Below are 22,242 nucleotides of genomic sequence, written 5' to 3' on the forward strand. Positions count from 1 at the left end.
ATTTTAATATTCTGAAGCAATCAAGCCTTTAATGAATGGTTTACTTTAACAGATAATCAAAAATATTTACTGTTCCCAATATAATAAAGTGAATCCTCTTCCTGACTCTCCTCCACTAGTTGTAAAAATAGTTACAGTTTGTCCAATGTGACGTGCTAAATCATTTACAAGATCATATCCATTAGACATGTTTTCTTTCTCCTTTTCCTATATATTTGTTAGATATCTTGTCTCTCTATATACTATGATTCTTGGACTATTTTGCTATAGTTTTACCAGTCAAATATACTATAAAAATAATGAAAAATAAGCTCAATTGCATGCACTCTTATCTAATTAAGGAATATTATGTACTAGCTAAGGATATAGAAATTTAGTTAAAGGAGGGAGCTTTATGAATTGTAATACCTATGACTATATCGTAATTGGGACAGGCCCCGCTGGTGCAGTCGCTGCAAAGATACTTTCTGACGATAGAAGAAACTCTGTTTTGCTTTTGGAAGCAGGAGAGAATAACGATAATGATATGCCAATTCGTAATTCTACATTTGCCCCAGTGCTGCAAACTCAATTTTTCCCTCAATATTTTTGGCAAGGTGAAGGAACGCCCCAAGAAGAGGTTAATAACAGAACCTTCCGTTGGACTGGAGGAAGGTTACTTGGCGGTGGCTCCTCAGTAAACCGTCAATTGTATGTGAGGCCTACACCCGCTGTATTAAGGAGATGGCAAAATCTTCTTGGACCACTTTGGTCACCTGAAGAAGCTACAGAAAGACTTAAAGAATTGGAAAGATACAATGGAATGACAGATAACCCAGAAGCACGCGGATTTAGAGGGCGCCTAGATGTAAGACAAGCCCCTGTTAACCCGTCAGCTATGGCTAGAAAGATTGTTTTGGCAATCGAGCAGGCAACTGGATTTAGAGAAGTACTAGATTATAACAATCCGGATACACCTATAGGACCCTTTTCACGAAACCAGTATACTCAAATGCCAAATGGCATGCGTGAAAGCTCATCAACAGCATTTCTTTCACCAGATGTAATTGATAGTGAAGGCTTTGGAGTAAATGGACGAAGACTGAGATTACTTACTGAGGCTACTGCATTACAAATACTCTTCTCGGACAGAACAGCTACTGGGGTAAGATTTTTACTAGAGGGACACTGCTTTATAGCTGAGGCACGAAAAAGGATTGTAGTATGCGCAGGCTTTAAGAGCCCTAAGCTTCTGATGCTCTCTGGAATCGGACCAGCTAACGAACTTAGAGCTGCAGACATCCCTGTAATTTATGACAATCCAAACGTTGGCAGACATCTTGCTAATCACACAATAATTGCAGCTAATTTCTCTACTAACCCAAATGATCCTCCTGTACCTCCTAAGGACCCAAATGCTCATTTAGTTGCAGGCGCATTCCTGCCAAGTCCTGTACAAGGTACAGATCCAAGACTTAGAGAAATACAGATTGAGCCATTCGTATCTAATGGTGTATTGGTTGTTGGAATATCACCCGTGCAGCCTAGGAGCAGAGGAAGAGTAGTAATACAATCGGATGACCCGTTGAAAATTGAACTTGGCGATGAAGAATTTTTGGACAATCCTACTGATATGCAGTTATTGAAGGATACCTTTAGAATATATATTAAGAATATAGCTGCAAAGCTTAGTGCTATCGACCCTAAATATAAGCTTCTTTCGCCTACAGTGGATATAATAGATAATGATGCAAAACTTGACAGCTTTATAAGGCAAAATCTTAATCTAACTTTCCATGAAATGAGCACTCTTAGAATGGCACGTTCAGCAGCAGATGGAGTTACTAATTTCCGAGGCGAGGTTTTCGGGGTAAGTAATTTAGTTGTAGCGGATAATTCTATTATTCCTTTTGTTGTTGATGGTAATACACAAGCATCTGCTTATCTCATTGGTCTGACAGTTGCAAGGCAAATACTTCAACAGGACAGATATGATAATTAGAAATTAAAATATCAAAGAGGTCTCAATGGACCTCTTTGTTTTGTTATTAACATATTCTCTTACTCAAAATTTATTGACACATAATATATTACTATTGTGAAAAAACATAAAAGCAATTATTTATTTAAAAAACCATATTATTCATAATGAACGCACCCTTTGGTTCGTCTTAAACGAAAGATACGACTTAACTGACACTAAAATTATGCTGCTACAACCCTACAAATTGTAATCTATTACTTGCCTATATAGTAGATTTATGATTATTCCTCACCAAAACGACTTGTTTTCTTCAGTACCTCTTTAACTACTTTTGCTATTTGTTCATACTTAGTATTATCAACAAGTCTAAAGTATAAGCTTTTTAAGAAAAGAGTTACATTAAATTCAACAAATAAATAATCAGGAACTATACCTTTTTTTTCTATGTTACCAAAGCTTCTGATCCATTCTTCAATTTCTTCTGCAGGAATTATATCTCTTTCCAAAACTTCCTTAACAGCCGATATCATACGCTCATCCTCGTTATTAATATATCCGTAGTAATTTATATTAATTTTTTTATGTATTGAAGCTAATATCTCTTTTAGTCCTTCATATCCTATTACCTCACATTGTGCAAGCTCCATCAGAGCATCAGCACCGTGGGCAGCCCCATGAGCCCATCTTTTACCCTCTACATAGCCTCTTACATCCCTGTCCTCATTATAAAATTTCAAAACTGTTTTAAAAGCTTTTAAAATATCACTATCAGATAAAAGCTTTCTGTGTTTATAGATGATACATGCAGCCACTTCAACGGAAAAAGTCCTGCCAAAAACTGTATCGTTAATTTCTCCCAATCCATTTAAAATATGTTTTTCGTCTAATGCTATGACAAATATGTCATGTGCTTCTTCAGGTGTTAGAACATCCCCCATTATCCATTGTACAAGAACGTCAAAAACCAAGTCATCACGCAGCTCTCCATCAATATCTCCTATATAATCCATCAACTCTAAGGATAGCTTATATGGGTTTACCCCCTCTGGTACTGCATATTTATTATCTTTTATACTTCTTAATAATGCCTTTAACGCTTGCCTTTCCATACATTTCCCCCATCTCTCAATATTTTTTTAACTTTATGTAATACCTCATGTAATGCTTCATAATATAAGAATGTTATGTATTACTTTACATTTTTGATTTCATCTATAATGGTAAAAGTACAATAGAATATTGTAAAAATAATACCAATGCAGAAACTCAATACAACCCAAGTATTTGATTGTTCACCAGACATATTAGGGAATGCTAAATTTGCAATTGAATAAATTCCGTACATTGAAATTACCCAAATTAAAGCCGTATATAGAGCAGACTTTAATATATTTTTCAAAAGTTTGTTATTTGTATTATTATCCATATTTTTCCCCCTTTATATCTCACCATATCCTATAACTTCCAATTAACCTTATAATCAGTCCCATTGTCCCGGAAATCTTAGCTTTGAAAGCTTCGGAAACTTTTTATTATATTCTTCCACTTCTTCCTTTGGAAGATTCTCAAAAATTTCCGATTCAAAGAATTTTCCTTTTATATCTTTCATGCTGCCTTCTGCCAGTTCAATTCCCATAAATGCATCAAAGTTCTTACCATCAGCTGTTGTAATATTAAAGTTGTCACAGGTTTTAAAGCCTATTAGGGGATAATAATCAGGTTCTCCAAAAATCACAATTCCTTTATACCCTTTATCTGCAGCTATGCTCATTGTTTCCCTTAATAGCAGCTCACCAACTCCACATCCCTGCCATTTAGGTTCTACGCAAAGAGGTCCAAAGGTAACAATTTCATGTGTATTTATACCATCAACAACTCTTGCCTTTGAATACATTATAAATCCTATTACCTCTCCATCCTTTACTGCTATTCTGCTTAACTCTGGAAGATAGTCTTTATCCTGGCGTAATTTATGCACAAGGTAATGTTCGTCACATCCAAGATGATGCTTATTCCAAAATGCATGCTGTGTCATTAACTCTACATTGTACCAATCATCCTCTGTTTCCATTCTAATTTCTATTTCTTCACGCTTTAATCTTTTCTTCTTTTCCGGAAACCATCCAAATTCTAGCCTTACTTCTTTTCTTTGCAAATCATTGTTCCTGTAGCAGCAAGAATCCATACCAATCAAGCTAAAGCCTTCATGCTGATAAAAATCTATTGCATTAACATTGCAAGATTGAGTTTCCAGTATAATAGCTCGGCGGCGTTCCCTCCTTGCCTGTTCTTTAGCCATTTCAATCAAAGCATGTCCTATCCCTTGCCTTTGATATTTTTCTGCTACCCAAAGTTCTGTAATTCTTAGACGATTAGACCATAATTCTTGATCAGTTTCAATTGCAGCCACTAGCTCATCATTAACCAGCACTCCCCAGGCATAAGCATTCTCTAAGTGCTCTTCATATAACTTATCCGGAAAATCATATTCTTCCGGGGTATGAGTTACCGGCTCAGCAAAGTCTTTCTTTTCTATTTCAACCGCATATCCTTTATCAGTTTTATCTACTACAACATCATAATATTTGTCTGTTTTGTACCTTATCGGAATTATAGTTCCCTTCCATTTGTCTTTTGGTAAATGTATAATTTCATATTCCATAATAAATCTCCTTTTAAGTTAAACCTATCTTTTAATCTGTTTCTTGTTAATCACAATTGTTCCTATAACTTATTATACAGAGCATTGTAATTAATTTCAAATTATAGATAAATATATAAATATCCAAATTAGAAATCAGGAGTTCTTGATACAAAATACGGCGGGCTTAATACTGTTTCAAATATCTTCAAAGCTCTTGTAATAAGCTTAACTATATATATTGATTTCATGAAAAGAAGATATCTTCTTTTCGCGATATCTAGTTGAATTAGTATTAATCACCTATAAACCTGCCGAAAGGTTAACTTCTCTATTTCTTTCTTTGTTGAAGCTTGTATTGCACAGCCAATAGCCCGTTTAGTAATGTTAAAGAAACATCAATATACTGATTCAAAGGCACAGCCAGATGCAGCATAGCTTTTATGCTTTATGCAAAAATGGGGCAAGAGTAAATTACTACTCTTCCCCTATTTTTTATAATTATCCTTGAATTGCTTATTCAGCAATAGCTTTGGACTCTTCATCGTATTCCTTTTTTCTGTAAAACGCCAGAATAATTAGTGCCGCCAGAGCAGCAATACCTGTAGTTAGATAAATCTGTCTGAAGCCCACATTCAATGTTTCCTGGAACTCCGACTCGATTTTAGGTGAAAGCTTATCTATCTCTGCAAGATAATTGTTATTAGCTTCTTCAAAGCTTTTTGGTACAGCCTCTTTAAGTACTGTCATCTTGTTTAGAGTATCATTCATATCAGCTTTAGCTGCCTCTATTGAGGAAATTGCATTCAACATATCCTTATGTTTGCCTTCGGTTTCAGTAATTTTGGCAAGCATATCTTTACGCTGTTTAGTAAGTTTGTCAACTTGTGCAGTCAAGGTTTTCTTTGCATTTGTAAGTTCCTGTATCTTAGCCTTGAGATCTGCAGGTGTTTTAACATCCTTAAGCTGTTCAAGTGCACTTGCAGGCATTTTTGCCTTTACGTCTTGAGGAATCATATCAACTATTGACACGTTTCCTACGACCGCTGGCATTTTTCCTCCAGTCTGGGTTCCGGTTGGGTTACCTTGAGGAGCACCCCCCTGTGGAACAGCGCCCTGTGGAGGTCCACTTTGGCTCATCATTTTTACCATCTGATCATAAAAACCATTAAGCTGTACAATTGCCGTTTCCTGTGAAGAAATAGCTTTTTTCATCTGTGTTATACCTTTATCCATTCCGGCAACTGCGCTCTTCATTCCATTTATACCATTAGTTACTCCCTCAGCACCTGCTTTAAGATCTGCAATGCTTTTATCCATTTCAGGTATACCGGATTGAATACCATCTATACCCTTTTGAATGCCATTTTGAATCTTAGCTATAACATCAGGAGTCATCTCTTTGAACATCCTAGATGAAAGAATTTTGATTCTCTCAGTAATATTTGTAACATCAGAAGTCTTCAAAAGCTCAATCAAATCCTCAGGCAATTTAGTGCTTCCATCACCCTTCATATTAATTTCTACTTTTGTCATTGTAGAAAGGTCAGGGAATTCCAAACCAGCCATCTTATCCTTCATGTTAGGATCTGACTTAAGCTTATTTAACTTATCATTAAGCTCCTGTGCATATGGCAATTGCGGTGCAGTAACCTCTTTTGGTAAAAGTGCCATTTCATTTGTTTGTACAGCACCTCCTGCATGTGCAATAAAGCCTACCATGATTGCAGGTGCGATAGTTGTTCCAATAGACCTGATTAGGGAAAGAGCAGCCAGTGCAGAATTAGATTCTTCTTTTTTGGTATTCTCAAGCATCATGTAATTTAGAGGAGCACCTATAGTAAAGCCCATTCCAAGACCTATAAGCATCAGACTGATTACTACAGTTGCTAGACCTGGATATCTAGTCGTTACAAATATCAAGAATGCTGATCCAGCCAGTGAAATCGTAAAGCCAAAAATCAGTACTTTTTTAGCTCCGAATTTATCACTAAGCCTACCAGATATTGGAGCACCCACTCCTGCAAACAATCCTAGTATTATAACAAAATATCCACCACTTCCTGAAGTAATTTTCATAGCATTTTCAGAAAACTGAGGTATGAATATAGTACCCATTAAAACAATTCCTGTAATGAAGCTGATTAAAAAGATTATAACTATTCGAGGATTTGTAAAATAGCCCAGATTCATTACCGGATCCTCTGCTTTCTTCTCTGCCAACACAAAGAAAGGAAGCAGTACTACAAATGTAATAATAAAAGGATAAACCGATGTACTTTTTATGCTCTCACTGAAATTGAAGAAATCAATATTCTTAAGTCCATATAACAGTGATAATATCATACAAATAAGAAGCAAAATTCCAATCGTATCTATCTTGCTTACGCTCTCACTCTTGTTATTCCTCAGTACCAATAAACCGGTGATAATGATGAATATTGTTATTGGCACATTTATATAAAATATAAACTGCCAGTTGTTCTTACCAAATATATCTAGTATTGCACTTCCTGCAGAGGAACCAAATATATTGGCAATCCCGTATACTCCACCTACAAGTCCTAATGCCATTCCTCGCTTTTCAGGTGGAAATGTGGTACCAAATTCTGCTGTGGCAATTGGAACTATTCCGCCTCCGCCTATAGCCTGCACAACACGTGCAACTAGAAGCATTGAAAAGCTTCCAAAGTTCTGTGAAAGACCACAGAGCAAGGAGCCCGTTCCAAAAAGGAAAATTGCTGTAAGATATACATATTTTCTTCCGAATTTGTCAGCTAATTTACCCATAATCGGTATACTTGATGCGTATGCCAAGGTATAAATTGTTATCATCCATATGCCTGTCTTATCATCAACCATAAGATTGTTCTGTATAATCGTCCTGGCAGGGGTTACTATACCTGTGTCAATTGCACCCATGAACAGTCCTAAAAGATAAACTGCTGCGATAAGCCACATCTTACGGTTACTGGTTGTGGTGCTATTATTAATCTGTTTTGCTGTTGACATAATTCTTTTACCTCCTTATAAATTAATATAGTCCATCATTTCATCACACAGCATCAAGGTACATTACCTCTCCTTTATTATTATGAACTTTGTTCATAAAACATGATAGTATTATAATTCTAATTAAAAAATAAGTCAATATTATCAATGAGAATTTTTTAGCAAATACATAAGTTACAACTATTCACCTGTTATTATTAATTTTACTGTAAATAAAAAATGCTGTGGAGCTTATGTCCACAGCATTTTATTTTCAATATATACACTATTCAGTTTTAATTATAGTATCATTTTTCTAATACTATACATCCTACTTTATTATTTCTCCGTTAGAATTTATTAATTCCTTATACCAGTAACCAGAGTCCTTAATAGTTCTCTTCTGAGTTTCAAAGTCTACGTACACCATTCCAAAACGTTCTGAGTACCCCTTTGCCCATTCAAAGTTATCCATTAAAGACCATGCAAAATATGCTTCAACATTAACTCCATCCTCAATAGCTCTTTTCATCTCACGTATATAACGATACATAAAATCTATTCTATTAGGATCATGTACCTTTCCATCCACAGAAACAACATCATGAGCGGACATGCCATTTTCCGTGATAATGATGGGCTTTTTATAGCGTTCATATAAAAACTTCGGTGCCCAATATAGGGACTCCGGCGTTATTGGCCAGCCTATTGCCGTTCTATCGTAGCCTATTGGACGTTCAACCCACTCAAAGCCATTTTTTCCTGCTCTGACAGGTGAACCGTTGTATATGTTTTGTCCATAAAAATCCAAAGGCTGCGACATTATGTTTAAATCATTCTGCCCTATTTTAGGTAAATCTTTTTCATAAAGCTTCAAGCCATCTTCCGGGTAGGCTCCAAGCATAACAGGATCACTCCACCATGTAACACTCCATAAGTAATTATGGGGGTCTGGCTGTACCTGAAAATATGCCTCTCTTGCTGCCTCAATATCCTCTTTTGAATTGGTAACAGGATAAGCTGCACTGCTGGTTGGGGCATATCCAACCTTAACATTCTTAACTACGCTTCGTATTGCCTGCACTGCATACCCATGTGCCAGCATAACGTTGTGAGCCATCTCTAAAGTGGACTTTCTGGACATAATATTACCTGGAGCATGCTCACCGGTTACATGACCCAAGCCCACAAAACATTGAGGTTCATTAAAAGTGATAAAGTTTTTTACTCTATCGCCAAGTCTTTGTGCAACAATTTTGGCGTAATTAGCAAACCATTTTGGGCTCTCGGGGTTCTGCCATCCCCCAAGACGATGCAGTGCAAAGGGTAAATCCCAGTGGAATAAGGTGACATAAGGAGTAATTCCCTTTTCTAAAAGCTCATCTACCAGTTTGTCATAAAAATCCAAACCTTTTTCATTTATCTCACCGATGCCCTCTGGAAGGATTCTTGACCATGCAATAGAAAATCTATAGGCTTGTAAGCCAAGCTCCTTCATAAGATTAACGTCCTCTTTGTATCTATGGTAGTGATCACAGGCTACATCACCATTTTGGCCGCTAAACACCTTTCCCTTAGTGTTACAAAAATCGTCCCATACTGTTAATCCTCTACCTTCTTCATAAGCTGCACCTTCAATTTGATAGGATGAAGTTGCAGATCCCCAAACAAAATTCTTTGAAAAACTCATAATAATATCTCCCTTGTTAATATAACCTGTCTTATGCTATACACGCGTACAGCTGTTTCGCACAATAAGTTTTGTTGGAATACGAACATCCAAAGCATCCTCTGTAGGCTTATTCTCAATAAGCTGGATTAATCTATCAGCTGCCGTTCGTCCAATTGTTGCCCTATCCTGGTGCACTGTGGTAAGTGCCGGGGACATATAACAAGATAATTTTAAATTATCAAAGCCTACCACAGATATATCCTCAGGAATACGGAAGCCCTGTGATTGGATAGTTGACATTGCAGAAAAAGCAATATCATCATAGGCTATAAACACCGCAGTAGGCAAATCATCCCAACATTGTTGAAGAAGCTTCTCAGCAGCCTTGGTGCCTTCCTCAGCTGAAAACACATCTGTTTCTATAATATACTTTGGATTCACTTCGAGACCTTTAGAATTTAAAAACTCCAAGTATGCACCATATCTTTCACGTCCAGCCACACTAGTAAGCGGACATGCTATATGGGCTATTTTCCTATGTCCAAGCAAATACAGATACTCCAAGGCCTGCAAAGTTCCCATACGGTAATCAGCTATTACAGTAGGTACATCAGGATATATATCCTCTACTGAAACGCATTTTATACCACTGGATATCACACTTTGAACTTCATCAACATGATTTCTGTCCATGGCCAGAAGTACTCCCTCCAAACCTCTGTACTTACAGTGTTCAAGATAGGAAGCTTCCTTATTCCCTATCTGTTTACTTACAAACAGTACATCATACCCATATTCTGAACTCCTCATCTTAAAGCTCTGCAGTATTTCACTGAAATGAGGATGTGTTATACCTGCTCCTGTATCCTCAGAAAAAATCACCCCTATAAGCCAGGTCTTCTTTGTAGTCAATGCTCTGGCATTTGTGTTTGGGGTATAGCCCAGACTTTCAGATACTTCCATTACTTTTTTATATGTGCTCTCTTTCACACTACTATAATTATTAAAAGCCTTGGAAACTGTTGCAGGCGAACAACCTGCTAATTTAGCAATATCATAAATAGTTACCATTGCTCCTACCTCGTTTTCTTTTCTCTTATATATTGGTAATTATACCCTACTCAGAATAACATTTCAATCGAGCAACTGGTATTTAAAGTAACTAAAGTCTGCATATGCGCTTGCATCAGCTAAATCCTGACAGCTCATTCCTACGAAAGCACCTGTAAAGCCCATTGGATTTGCATTTTCATCTGACAGGATACTCGTATCAATAGTGTAAGGAATTACATTCCACTTCATATCCTCTTTTGCATAAGAGAATTCACCCTGTCTGTTTTTTACAGTGAGGCGTAAATATAGATCTCCATCGCCAACTGGTATTTCATCTTCTCCAAGCGGCATAGAGAAATTACCTTTATCCATACACAAGATTCCCAGGCACTTTTGGCCCTTCTTCTCGTCATAAGCAACTCTCAAATAAAATTGATTTTCCTCGTCATACCTGTAAATTAATCCTGCCATCCTTTGAAAATGATCAAAGGAAAGCCTTACACAAGTTTCAGCCTCAAAGCAAAAGTCTGTCTGTCTCCTTACAAGCATATTCTGATTATGCGTGGAGGATAAGGATTCCCTCCCATAAAGCCTCAGACTTCCATTTTCAAGCAGGTCATACTGTGCAGGAACACGCAGAGACATAAAATCTGCTTTGAACTCCTCATTTTCAAACTTATAATCATATAACTTTTGTATGTTTTTTTCACCGTAGCCTTCAAATTCTGGTGATGGTACCATACTTCCATCTTTGAGGTAAGGCCAGTCGTTTTTCCATATAACTTCTGCAATAGAAGTTTCCCTGCCAAGAGGACATCTCATACTTTCATCTAAAGGTCTTCCGCATAGAAATGCTGTCCACCATCTTCCATCAGGACCCTGACATATGCTTCCATGTCCGGCCTTCTTAAGATATGCATCAGGGGCTCCCATTGAGCTTACCAAATGTGCATCAGGATGCAGCTCATATGGTCCATTAATGTTCTTTGAACGAGCTACAGTTAACGCATGTTCATAGGAGGTACCTCCCTCAGCGGTTGTCAAATAATAATATTCATTAATTTTATAAAGGTGAGGTCCTTCAACCATTCCCCTTTCTGAACCTTTGAATATTTTCACTGGCTGAGAAATAGGCTTTAGCGTTACAGCATCCAATTCTGTAAGTAAAATACCACTGAATTGCTCCTTGTCCTGTTTTCTATAATCCCATTCCATGTTAACAAAATATTTTCTTCCATCCTCATCATGAAAGAGGGATGGGTCAAAGCCTGAACTGTTTATATACACCGGTTCACTCCAAGGCCCTCTAATTGAAGGAGCGGTAGTAATATAATTATGCGTATCCTTGAAAGGACTAAAAGTCCAAGTTTTCACATCTGTAAATACAAGATAGAACAATCCATCATGATAGGTAAGACATGGAGCCCAAATTCCACCTGATCTTGGGTTGCCCTTCATATTAAGGTAATTAAGGTTATCTAGCGGCGAAGGGACACTTATCCAATTAGCCAAATCCTTTGACTCTGAAATTGCAACTCCCGGAAAATATTCAAAGGTTGAATTAGCAATATAAAAAGTTCCATCAACACATATCATACTGGGATCTGGATGAAACCCAGTCAGTACAGGATTTTTTATCATTAAAAGCACCTACTCTCTGTCATAAATCTATTCTTTTACCGCTCCCATAGCGATTCCGCTTACAATATATTTTGAGAATATAGCATACACAATTATTATTGGCACAATAGATACAGCAAGGCCAACATATATACTTCCGTAGTCTGTTCTATAGGTATCCCCTCTCAAGGTCTGAACAAGCATTGGAAGTGTGTACTTTTCAATTTTATTAAGCATAATAAATGGTGTAAAGAAGTTATTCCAAGACCCAACGAAAGCGAATATTCCCATTGTAAATGCACCTGGTTTTGCTATAGGAAGCATTATTTTATGGAATATTGCAATCTCACCACAGCCATCTATTCTGGCAGCATCAATTAAGTCCCTTATAACCACCGACTGCATGTACTGAACCGCAAGAAATATGGCTCCTGGGGCAGCAATGGCCGGTACTATAAGAGGGATATAACTATTTGTAAGTTTAAGCAGTGACATATATCTATAAAAACCTATAATAGAAACCTGTGTTGGTACCAGAACAAGAACAATTACTAAACCGTACAAGAATTTTTTGTAGAAAAAATCATATACTTGAATTGCATAAGCAAACATCATTGAGAAATATACAGAAAGAACTGTAACACCTACAGAGATTGTTACACTGTTTGTGAAACCATTTGTTATACTAAAGCCTCTATTGGTAAGGTTTCTCCAATTGGCAACAAAATTCGAACCAGGCACTAAGCTTATACCCTGTTGTATTTCTGGTGTTGTTCGCGTTGCATTTACTAGCAGAATCCACATTGGCAATATGCACATTACCGCCAGAATCACTAAAAATATATAGATGAAGACACGCAATAATCTCGTTTTAAAAGTATAATTCATACTCCTGCAGCCCCCTTCTTAAGCTCTCTGCTTTTTACTTTTGAGGATACTCCGGTACCCTCAGGATCCTTGTCTCGCAGCAGCCTTACTATTGCAAAGGCACATACACATGTAATTATGAATATAACAACCCCTACGCTTGCGGCGGCTCCAATATGCCCTTTAGTACTGGAGAATTTCATATACATAAGTATGTTCATTGTCATTATGGAACCACTTGGAGAACCACGTCCATCTGTCAGCATGTATGGTATATCAAACATTTGCATACCGCCTACAAGAGATGTAACTAAGGTATAAACCAGAATTGGTTTTAAAAGAGGCAGTGTTATTTTTGTGAACATCTGTGCTGCCGATGCTCCGTCCACCGTTGCAGACTCATAGTAGGAAGGCGATATTGAGGTCATACCTGCCATTAACACTATAAGTGTAGAACCAAACCACATCCACCACTGCACAAATATTACAATTCCTTGCGTCCATCCAGCGCTTCTGAAATAATCTGTGGATTGACTAAAAAGCTGATTAACAGGGCCATACATTGAGAAAAAATTAAAGAACAATACCGCGATTGTTGCAGGCATTAAAAGGTTTGGCAAATAGTAAATAGCACGAAAAATACCAACACCCTTCATCTTTAATCTATTATTTGTAAACCATATAGATAAAAGCATAGCTATGCCAATCTGTGGTATAAAGTTCATAAGCCATATCTTCCATGTATTTAGTAATGATTGCATAAAAAATTTGTCATCAAATAATTGCTTGAAGTTATCCAAGCCGACAATCTTAGAGGTTTCACTCATCAAAGTAGTATTTGTAATGCTTAAATAAAATGTATATATAAGAGGATAAAAGGAGAATAAAAGAAATCCAATTATAAATGGAGCTGTAAATAAATAACCGTAATAATTTTTTTCAAGCTTTCCTTTACGTCTCTTTATATTAACATCGCTCACTGACACTGCAATCACATCCCTTCATTTTAAATCATAAATTACTAATAAAATCTGCGGCTATAAAGTAACCGCAGATTTTATTATTTACTGCTTAAGCTACTACTCCACCTTTACATCAGGTAATGCATTTTTAACAGCTTCTTTGAACGCTTTAATCGTTTCTTCTTTAGTTCCCTTACCCGAAGCATAGTTTGCCATTGGGTCATTTAAAGCTCTTTGAATTGCATCATCAGAAGCTTGTATAAGCTTTGCATTTATTGATGGAGCTGCGGCTTGGAATGCCTTATAGGAATTCTGTCCGCCTATAAACTTACTTGCAGCTGAATTATCAAAGGATGAAACTATTGAGTCTACAACCTTCTGGCTGGATACGAAGTCTCCTGGTCCTTGACCAAGTGTATCTCCAATTGTATTATCAATTGCCTTAAGGTAAGCATTATTATAAACACCAGTTGCCCAATTCTTAAGAGTAGTTTCATTTAAAGTCATAAACTTTATGAAGTCTTTAGCTGTATCAAGGTTCTTAGCATTTTTTATAGCACCTACATAAGTACCGCCCCAGAAATATGGCATTGGTCCACTGATACATGCCCAGTCGCCGGTAGTATCCTTACCAACCTTCGCAGTCTTATCAGCGTTATCCTTTGGAATTCCATTTTGCATCAATACATATGGAAGTCCCCAAGTTGGAAGCAGGTATGAGAATACTTGTTTAGCCTTCTTGGTAGCAGGATCTACTAAGGAATCATTCATTCCAGCAAACCAGCCCTCCTGCCATTGAGTAGCCTGAGCTTCATAACCATTTTGTCTGAAGTCCTTAGCCATATCAAGAAGATCATTTACCTTAGGGTCAATAACAAGCTTATCATTTTCAACCCATGGCTTCTGACGGTTAGCAAAATAAAGATTTGCAAAATCTCCTGTTGATGCAACCATGTAAGTGTCTCCATTTGAAGCATCTTTAATCTTCTTAGCCACATCTTTAAACTTATTCATATCTGAAACCATAGCTTGAACTTGTACTGGATCATCAGTTCCTAAATATTTCTTAGCCAAGCTTCTGCGGTAGAACATTGCTCCAGGGGTAGCCTGATATGAAAGAGCCTTTAATTTTCCTTGACTACTTCCTATATCAAGTGTATATTGATATGTTTTCATATCCTTTGTTAATGGACTTAAATCTGAAATGTCAGCTAGGAAACTACTTTCTACATATTCTTTTACAAATGAAATTTCTAGTGATACTACATCAGGAACATCTCCTGATTGAAGAGTACTCTTAAGTTTTGTCTGGAATTCCCCATTTGTCATGGGTATCATTGTATACTCTACCTTCACTTCTGGGTGCTCTTTCTGATAAGCAAGAGCATATGTCTTAACTTCATCAGTAAAAGACCAAATTTTAAGTGTCTTTGGCGTATTGTCACCTGGTTTTGCTGTAGTGCCTGTACTATTTTTTTGACACCCAGCTAGTATGCCAACAGACATCAAACAAGCAAGCGCAAATGCCATTTTCCTTTTTAACATGTATACCACCCCATCAAAATTAATAATAGCAACGTTTACAGAAACCGGTTTCTCTTTACATAAATATATTATCATACTCAGAGTATTCTGACAATACTTTTTTTACCTAATAATCGTTAATTTGTTCAGTATATTTATATCATTTTATTACTAATTTGATATATATCCTATAAATAACTACTATTATAGATGAAAAATGATTATACTAGCCCAATCATCACTTTCCAAAATGAATATATAATACAAAAAATATTAACCGGTTTCTTTTTTGTGTTTATTATGCATATATATTTATAAGCTTAGCCAGATATTCTACTTCAAAGCCTATACACTCATAAAACTAAACCTCATATCCATTTAATGGTACAACTTTATTATAATTAATATTCTTAAGCTTAACTGCATATATGCTCTACTATGCCATTGCTTTTAGCCCTGAGCTCCAGTAAAGACATATAGTTTTCCAAACCCTTCTCCAAATCCCCATTTCGTTAATAAAGTTGACATATTTCATTAGAAAGCAAACAAAGCCCTTGAAATCAAGAGCTTTGCATCAAACTGCTTAAAACACTACCGGAAACCTCAAAATATTTTTAAGCCTTTTATTTATAATATCTATATCAAATTCTCTATAGCCTTGACTCTGCAACCAGTCATCCGTATCATTATATTTCTCATGCTTAGGGTTTGAAATTATCTTTAAAAACTCAATGTATCCGAAAATCCCGCCAACATCTTCTGGAGGCGTATTGACTTCACCCATTATACAAACAGGATAATTTTTATCGTAGTCATTAATTATATTCTCTATTATAATTTCGTGCTTCCAGTCAGCACCGTAATCATAGCAATAAACTATTTTAAGGTTCTTATCAGCATATTCTGAAAGCCTGACTTCTTCATCTAAGAGCAGCTCGCTCTTCGTATAGGTATTATAGGTTTCTTCATTTTTACTTATAAGAGTTGCAAGGCACTTGCTACTCTTATCAAATACATTAAAATTATATAATTGACGATCCTTCCAATTAAAAGCTGTCTGAATTATATAGTGAAGCTCTTTAAATGTAATATCTATTGGAGTTATTATCCTCCTCCAAGCGTTGTACCTTCCAAGGTTCAGCTTTACCCTTAAATTAACGGCCTTGCAGCTGATAATATTGTCCCCTGCAAATTCCTCCATATCACTTATCAATAAATCATGCGGATGCTCATAATCGGATTGCTTATCTGTTTTAATAAAGTCATCGTTTATAAGTCTTGCAATTTCAGCTTGATAAACTTCGTCAGGTTCTATCCTGTCACTTAATGCTTTTACCATCTCAACAGCTTTATTCAATCTGCTTACATATTTAGGCCCTCTGGTCTTAGAAAAAGCCATATCACCAGCTGCTTTTAAGTATTCCTCTATAACTTCCTCTTTAATTTTTTCATCAGCCAAGCATTTCCTTATCCCTTGAAGAAGAAGCTCCTTTAGATTCTTAAATTCCTTTGCCTTAAGTCCAAAGAGCACAAATCCAAATCTATTGCTGTCATTGACTGCAACAACTGCTTTCTTTCGATTAATCGTAATTATATGAGCGCTCCAACAGAACAAATCATTTTCCACAAAGCCTGCTTCGGCTCTAATTCCAAGCTCCTGTTGAAGATCTTTTGTACAACATATTTGCATATTTAATTCTCCTAACGTTGATTATCATAAGTAGTATAACATAGAAGATTTTAGTTAATCACTTCTTTGTTTGGATGAATGATTACTATTAATACTACCATCTACCTCGGAAAATTTCACCCCGGATTGTTGGTGTTTTGAGCCTATAAGTAAATCAATTTCCCCTCTATCTTACAGTAATCATCCTTCACCTTTTTAAAATATCTACTCATTATCAAATTAAAAACTTGATATAATGAATTATAAGAAGCTGAAATGAGGTAGGTTAAGAGTGATAAATATATGTCAGGGCGGGAATAGGATACCAATTGAAGTTCTGCTTAACTATGCGATAAATGAATATTTAAGTAGTGATGAGTCCCAATTAAAGAAGCTTAAGAAAGTAAACTTTATAAAAAAGATTAGAAATAAAAGAGCACTCAAAGGATTATCCCAAAAACTTATACATGATTTAGAGCCTTACAAAACAGAGCTTCAGGAGAAGTTAAACTCCAAGCCTGATTTTAGTTCTCCTGAAATGAAAAGGGTGAAGGCTATTGTTACTGATTTTATACTGAAAGTGGATAAAAGAAAACTTGTTTTTGACAGACCTTTTTTAAATTTTTTTATAGAACAAGGATATCTTGAAGTAGCCCAGGAATTCATTACACGTGCAAGAATGGAAGACTCTGAATTAAAGTCTGAAGAAATATTTCAAGCCATGCGAAATGTCTGGATTATGAACAGTCTTCAAATTTTCTGGGGATTGCCGCTTGAAATGACTTCTTCTGTTTATGCTTACAGCATGCTGTATCCCTACACAGATAATTTTCTTGACAATCCTGAGGTTAATAGTGAAGAAAAAATAAAATTCAATCAAAGACTATCTAAAGTTTTAAATGGAGAAATTTTAACGACCACAAACTTTATTGAAGAAAAGGTATTTTCTCTTGTAGGCCAAATCGAGTCCCAATACTCCAGAGATAGTTTCCCTGAGGTTTTTGAAAGTCTAAGACTTATTCAGGAAGCCCAGACTGAAAGTATAAAACAGGATAAGGATGAACAGCTTGCCTATGATAAAATACTACCTATAAGCTTTTTTAAGGGCGGCACTTCTGTTCTTGCAGACGCTTTTCTGGTCAAAGGAAATCTAAACATAAAGGAAATGCATTTTGCCTTTGCATACGGGAGCTTTCTTCAACTTCTCGATGACCTCCAAGATGCCGATGTTGATAAAAAAGACAATCATCAAACTCTATTCAGCGTTAGAAATAATAATGAGTTAATTGATAATGAAGTTAGAAGCCTTGTTTCATTTATATTTAAAGCTAATACCACAGATGAATCCGATACACCTATTATGTCTTTAATGAAGGAAGTCATAACCTCCTGCACATTGGTAATGATAATGGATGCAGCAGGGCGAAATCCTGAGCTGATATCCCACAGGCTTTATAAAGAATTGGAATCCTATTCTAAAGTTAGACTTTCCTTCTATAAAGAATTTGAAGATAAAATTAAGAGCTTAATTAAATAAAAAGTCCATAGCTTGAAGGACTTGGTTAGTTTTTATAACTGCTTACGCTAAATAAATATTTAAATAAATACTTATATAAACAAATAAATATATGAAGAAATATTTATATATTTAAAAGAATATGTAGGAATCATACGGGTTTGACCGTAAATATGTCTTGAAAATGCATATATATTATTAGATTAATAAAGGCAGGTGAACTGATTATGAGTAAAAAGAAAGCTACTAATGATAATATTTTTAGTTTTGATTGCAATGAAGAAGATGATGATGGATTTTCTGAAGGCAATGTACCGGTTGGCGATGTTGTTAAAAGTTTCAGCTTTGGTGATAATGTTTCTAAGCCAAAGGCTCAAGAAAAATTAATTGATAACAGAACTCTTCAGAAGCAGCCTTATGGTATAACTCCTCCAGTTGATGGCGAGCGCTTTGAGGTTAAGAGAACCTTTATGTTTAGGCGCTCAACAGTTAGGATGCTGAACAAGCTTAAGGCTGAGCACGAGGACGAGAATGTTTATTTGAGCAGTATTTTAGATGAGGCGGTTAGGCATTATTATGAGTTTGTTTTTTCGAAAGAAAAATAATGCAAAAGCTCATAGCTTAAAAAGCTATGAGCTCTAAATATTTGTTAGCCTATTAGAATTTACTCAGATGTTGGAATCAACTCATAAATAACAGGCTTTATACCGTTGCCAACCCACTTAATACTAATTTGATTAATGTCCTTGCCAACAGTAAGATTGTTATATCCTTTTGAGAGAGTTCCTATTTGCACCACATTGTTACTACTATCTCTAACTTCAACAACTGCGTTGGAGATAGCCGCGTAGTCCTGGAGAATTAATATTTTCTCTACATGCTTAGCTGCTGGGAAGTCAAGCATAAGTTTATCCCCTGATGTTGGTACACTGGCAGCCTTATATGCAGTATCAATGTTGCGGTCTGCGATATTCAGTACTCCGAAACCTTTTTCTCCTTCAGGTGTTCCACTTATGGTTATGTCTCCAGCTTTGCGGTTTACCGAGAACTCACGTACCTTTAACCAATCTGAGTCGTCCTGCAAAGCTTTGTACCTTAAATATCTTGCCTTTATAGTCAGCCCCTCTAAGGAAATTTCCCTTTGAGTGAGAGTTTCTATTAAAGCTGTCCACGTACTATTATCGGTGGAATATTCAACAACACCCTTTTTAGTATAATCTGTATCACCCCAAGGCGAACCCATCAGTATATTTACAGTCTTAACATCCTTAACCTCTCCAAGATCAACTCCAAAATAGTCGCCCGTATTTTGTGCTCTATCTGTCCAATAGAATGTATTTGCATCATTATCAGTCATTCTGTCAGCAGTATAGTTTGAATAGCTGTTGAATGATGAAAGTGTTGAGGTCACCTCTGGCTTAGTTGTTCCTACTGAGAATTCTCTTACCTGTATCCAGTACGGTCCATAACCTTCTGCACATCTTAATCTTACATATTGTGCTTTTACAGAAATATTGTTCAAAGTTATATCCGGAACACTTTGTTTCTCTGTTAGTGCCGTCCAATTAACATTATCAAGGGAATATTCAACAACCGCATTTCTCATATAGTCACTTGCCCTTGTATCTTTTCCCATTAAAATGTGTATAGTGTATATGTCAGTGGGTTTGCCAAGGTCTATTCCAAAGTAGTCCCCTGTATTTGGATTCCTGTCTGCCCAGTACCATGTATTATTATTACCATCTACCATTTTGTCAAGATTATAATCTGTATAGGTTCCAATGGTGGAGAAGGTTTTTATCTTGCCTATATTTATAGTCTTATCATATTCGCTTATAGCTTTTTCTATAAAAGGCACTATAACCTTTGAACCTATAACCAGGTTAATTGCTTTTGCCTTATTGTATGCCTTTCCGACTTCACTTCTGTACTTCCAAGCAGACTCTGCATCCTTATTTGCTAATGCATTCATCATATTTGTTGCAGCAATCCCTGAAGTTCCAAGAGCCTCAAGCTTTGTGAGATAGTTGTCTGTCTCAGTAAGGAAGCCTTTGTTTGCAAAGTTATTGCGCAAATCTGAAGGTGCCTTTTGTATCTTCTCGAATTCCTTTTTAAGAGATGCTGCTGTTTTCTTGAGAGAATTTAAATCAGCATTACTAAAGTTGTTCAAGAATTCATCAGCAATCGGTTTTAATGAAGTAGATTCCTGACTGCTTATTATAGATGACCTAGCACTGTCAGAGAAGGTGAACAAAGAATCAGCTACATTAGGGCCGAAATCTTTGATTGCCCTCATCCATGAATCATCAGCATTATATGCCTTTGGGTTCCAGTTATAATCACCTATTGTGAAAACAGGAATCTTTGAAGCTTCTGCCTCATTCATAGGATTAGAAATTATACCTACTATTCCATTGTCAGAAAGCTCAGGGTCTAATCCCTGTTCAGGTCCCATTAACAATTGGTTTCTGCAGTAGTCATTAACAGGGTAGTTGTACCATATTAAAACCGGATGCTTCATAACTTCCTTTATAGTTTTTGCCTCATCAGCAGTTATGGTTGCAGGCACTACAGCAGGTCCAGTCCACATAAATACAACCTCAGGGTCTGTAAGTTCAGCCATTCTGTCCAGGTATGGAGTATGTTTTGCTACATAATACTCTGTAGGAACAGTTTCAAGTGGGTTTGCACCTGGATGAGTTTTGATGAACTCATTTTGGAATCTGTTAAGAAGATAAGCCTGAGCTGCAGCTGATGGATTAGAGTCTTTTCCGAACTTTTCTATATCCTTAGCATCTCTTAGATTAGGGTCAATGTCATCAAGCAATATGGAAAATGTTCTTATTCCTATATCCCACATTGCCTGCGCTTTGTTTACAAGTGCCTGAAAATCCTCATCGCTTGAAAATTTCACAGTTAACCCTGGAGATATAGCAAAATTAATATCTACATGATTTTCTTTAGCCTTATTAACAAGCTCCTGAATCTGAGCCAGTTTATCTGCTGGATATGGCTCTCTCCACTTCTCTCTATGGTATGGATCATCCTTTGGTGCATATATATAAGTATTCATCTTCATTCTTCCATAGAAATCAATCTGGTCAAGTCTGTTTTGGTGTGACCAAGGAGTACCGTAGAAACCTTCTATTGAACCTCTGTATGGCATAGTTGGATAATCGCGCACTTCAACACTTGGTACCCATACATTGTGTGTATTGCCCTTTATTATCTGTCTTAAGGTCTGAGCAGCATAGAAAGTACCTGTATTGTCTTTCCCCGCCAGAACTATATCTCTATTACCATTGCTGTCTTTTCCCACTGCCAGTACATACCCTTCTGCAGGTAGTTTATCTGGACCTTCTATACCAAGCGTTCCTAAGATTTTATCCGTGCCAGGTATCTCAGACGGACCTCCTACCCAAACTGTAACTTGGTTGCTTACCTGAGGGTCTTCTGCCTTTTTTTCTACTATTTTCGATACACCAGCTGATTTTAGTGCTTCCTTTACTACTTGCAGTGCATAGGAGTCCGTTTTATCGCTGCTTACTAATCCAACTTCCGGTGTAATTTCAAATCCACCTGGATTTTGCTTTACAAGTTGAGGTGTTGGTGAAATGCTTAATTTGTACTGACCCGAGGAATTTGAGTTATCTGCAGCTAATGCAACATTAAACTTTATTAGGCCTGTAACCATCATACTTGCTGCAAGAATGCTTACAAACCTTTTTGATGATTTAGTCATTTCTTCTTACACTTCCTTTTTT

Annotated in this window: 16 protein-coding genes; 3 read left to right on the forward strand and 13 right to left on the reverse strand. The window is 36.5% G+C overall.

The features are described 5' to 3' along the window. Nucleotides 1-66: 66 nt before the first annotated feature. A complete protein-coding gene (locus tag JK636_RS23750) occupies nucleotides 67-189 on the reverse strand; it encodes a hypothetical protein (protein WP_274601579.1) in 123 nt (40 codons plus the stop codon). A 205-nt stretch (nucleotides 190-394) separates the two neighbouring features. On the opposite strand from JK636_RS23750, the gene JK636_RS00465 reads away from it, so the two are divergent. Next, entirely contained in the window at nucleotides 395-1,981 is a 1,587-nt protein-coding gene (locus tag JK636_RS00465) for a GMC family oxidoreductase (RefSeq protein WP_202746874.1), read from the forward strand. Nucleotides 1,982-2,244: 263 nt separating this feature from the next. On the opposite strand, the gene JK636_RS00470 is transcribed toward JK636_RS00465, so the two are convergent. From JK636_RS00470 to JK636_RS00525, 11 genes are all read right to left on the reverse strand, one after another. After that, complete coding sequence (locus JK636_RS00470; RefSeq protein WP_202746875.1) at nucleotides 2,245-3,072, reverse strand: DUF2785 domain-containing protein; 828 nt, start codon at nucleotides 3,070-3,072, stop codon at nucleotides 2,245-2,247. 80 nt (nucleotides 3,073-3,152) lie between these two features. Next, nucleotides 3,153-3,389 (reverse strand): hypothetical protein, encoded by a 237-nt coding sequence (locus JK636_RS00475; RefSeq protein ID WP_202746876.1) that lies wholly within the window; start codon nucleotides 3,387-3,389, stop codon nucleotides 3,153-3,155. 54 nt (nucleotides 3,390-3,443) lie between these two features. Continuing rightward, nucleotides 3,444-4,625: a GNAT family N-acetyltransferase gene (locus JK636_RS23470; protein WP_243428081.1), complete on the reverse strand. Its 1,182-nt coding sequence runs from the start codon at nucleotides 4,623-4,625 to the stop codon at nucleotides 3,444-3,446. A 495-nt stretch (nucleotides 4,626-5,120) separates the two neighbouring features. Then, nucleotides 5,121-7,616, reverse strand: a complete 2,496-nt coding sequence (locus JK636_RS00490; protein WP_338025706.1) for an MFS transporter — start codon at nucleotides 7,614-7,616, stop codon at nucleotides 5,121-5,123. Between the two features lie 310 nt (nucleotides 7,617-7,926). After that, nucleotides 7,927-9,285, reverse strand: a complete 1,359-nt coding sequence (locus JK636_RS00495) for a GH1 family beta-glucosidase (protein ID WP_202746877.1) — start codon at nucleotides 9,283-9,285, stop codon at nucleotides 7,927-7,929. Nucleotides 9,286-9,321: 36 nt separating this feature from the next. Continuing rightward, nucleotides 9,322-10,338, reverse strand: a complete 1,017-nt coding sequence (locus tag JK636_RS00500) for a LacI family DNA-binding transcriptional regulator (protein WP_202746878.1) — start codon at nucleotides 10,336-10,338, stop codon at nucleotides 9,322-9,324. A 63-nt stretch (nucleotides 10,339-10,401) separates the two neighbouring features. Continuing rightward, nucleotides 10,402-11,961, reverse strand: a complete 1,560-nt coding sequence (locus JK636_RS00505; protein ID WP_202746879.1) for a glycoside hydrolase family 43 protein — start codon at nucleotides 11,959-11,961, stop codon at nucleotides 10,402-10,404. Nucleotides 11,962-11,988: 27 nt separating this feature from the next. Further along, complete coding sequence (locus JK636_RS00510) at nucleotides 11,989-12,828, reverse strand: carbohydrate ABC transporter permease (RefSeq protein ID WP_202746880.1); 840 nt, start codon at nucleotides 12,826-12,828, stop codon at nucleotides 11,989-11,991. Beyond that, nucleotides 12,825-13,793, reverse strand: a complete 969-nt coding sequence (locus JK636_RS00515) for a carbohydrate ABC transporter permease (protein ID WP_338025707.1) — start codon at nucleotides 13,791-13,793, stop codon at nucleotides 12,825-12,827. The genes JK636_RS00510 and JK636_RS00515 overlap by 4 nt, the downstream gene beginning before the upstream one ends. Nucleotides 13,794-13,886: 93 nt before the next feature. Next, a complete protein-coding gene (locus JK636_RS00520) occupies nucleotides 13,887-15,314 on the reverse strand; it encodes an ABC transporter substrate-binding protein (RefSeq protein ID WP_202746881.1) in 1,428 nt (475 codons plus the stop codon). Between the two features lie 562 nt (nucleotides 15,315-15,876). After that, nucleotides 15,877-16,983, reverse strand: a complete 1,107-nt coding sequence (locus JK636_RS00525; protein ID WP_202746882.1) for a plasmid pRiA4b ORF-3 family protein — start codon at nucleotides 16,981-16,983, stop codon at nucleotides 15,877-15,879. 271 nt (nucleotides 16,984-17,254) lie between these two features. On the opposite strand from JK636_RS00525, the gene JK636_RS00530 reads away from it, so the two are divergent. Both JK636_RS00530 and JK636_RS00535 read left to right on the forward strand, forming a co-directional pair. Further along, nucleotides 17,255-18,499: a hypothetical protein gene (locus JK636_RS00530; RefSeq protein WP_202746883.1), complete on the forward strand. Its 1,245-nt coding sequence runs from the start codon at nucleotides 17,255-17,257 to the stop codon at nucleotides 18,497-18,499. Nucleotides 18,500-18,705: 206 nt separating this feature from the next. Then, nucleotides 18,706-19,083 (forward strand): hypothetical protein, encoded by a 378-nt coding sequence (locus JK636_RS00535; protein ID WP_202746884.1) that lies wholly within the window; start codon nucleotides 18,706-18,708, stop codon nucleotides 19,081-19,083. A 59-nt stretch (nucleotides 19,084-19,142) separates the two neighbouring features. On the opposite strand, the gene JK636_RS00540 is transcribed toward JK636_RS00535, so the two are convergent. After that, nucleotides 19,143-22,220, reverse strand: a complete 3,078-nt coding sequence (locus tag JK636_RS00540; protein WP_202746885.1) for a glycoside hydrolase family 84 protein — start codon at nucleotides 22,218-22,220, stop codon at nucleotides 19,143-19,145. Between the last annotated feature and the right edge of the window lie 22 nt (nucleotides 22,221-22,242).

Origin of the sequence: Clostridium rhizosphaerae (assembly GCF_016765585.1) — a bacterium.
Taxonomy (GTDB): Bacteria; Bacillota; Clostridia; order Clostridiales; family Clostridiaceae; genus Clostridium_AT; species Clostridium_AT rhizosphaerae.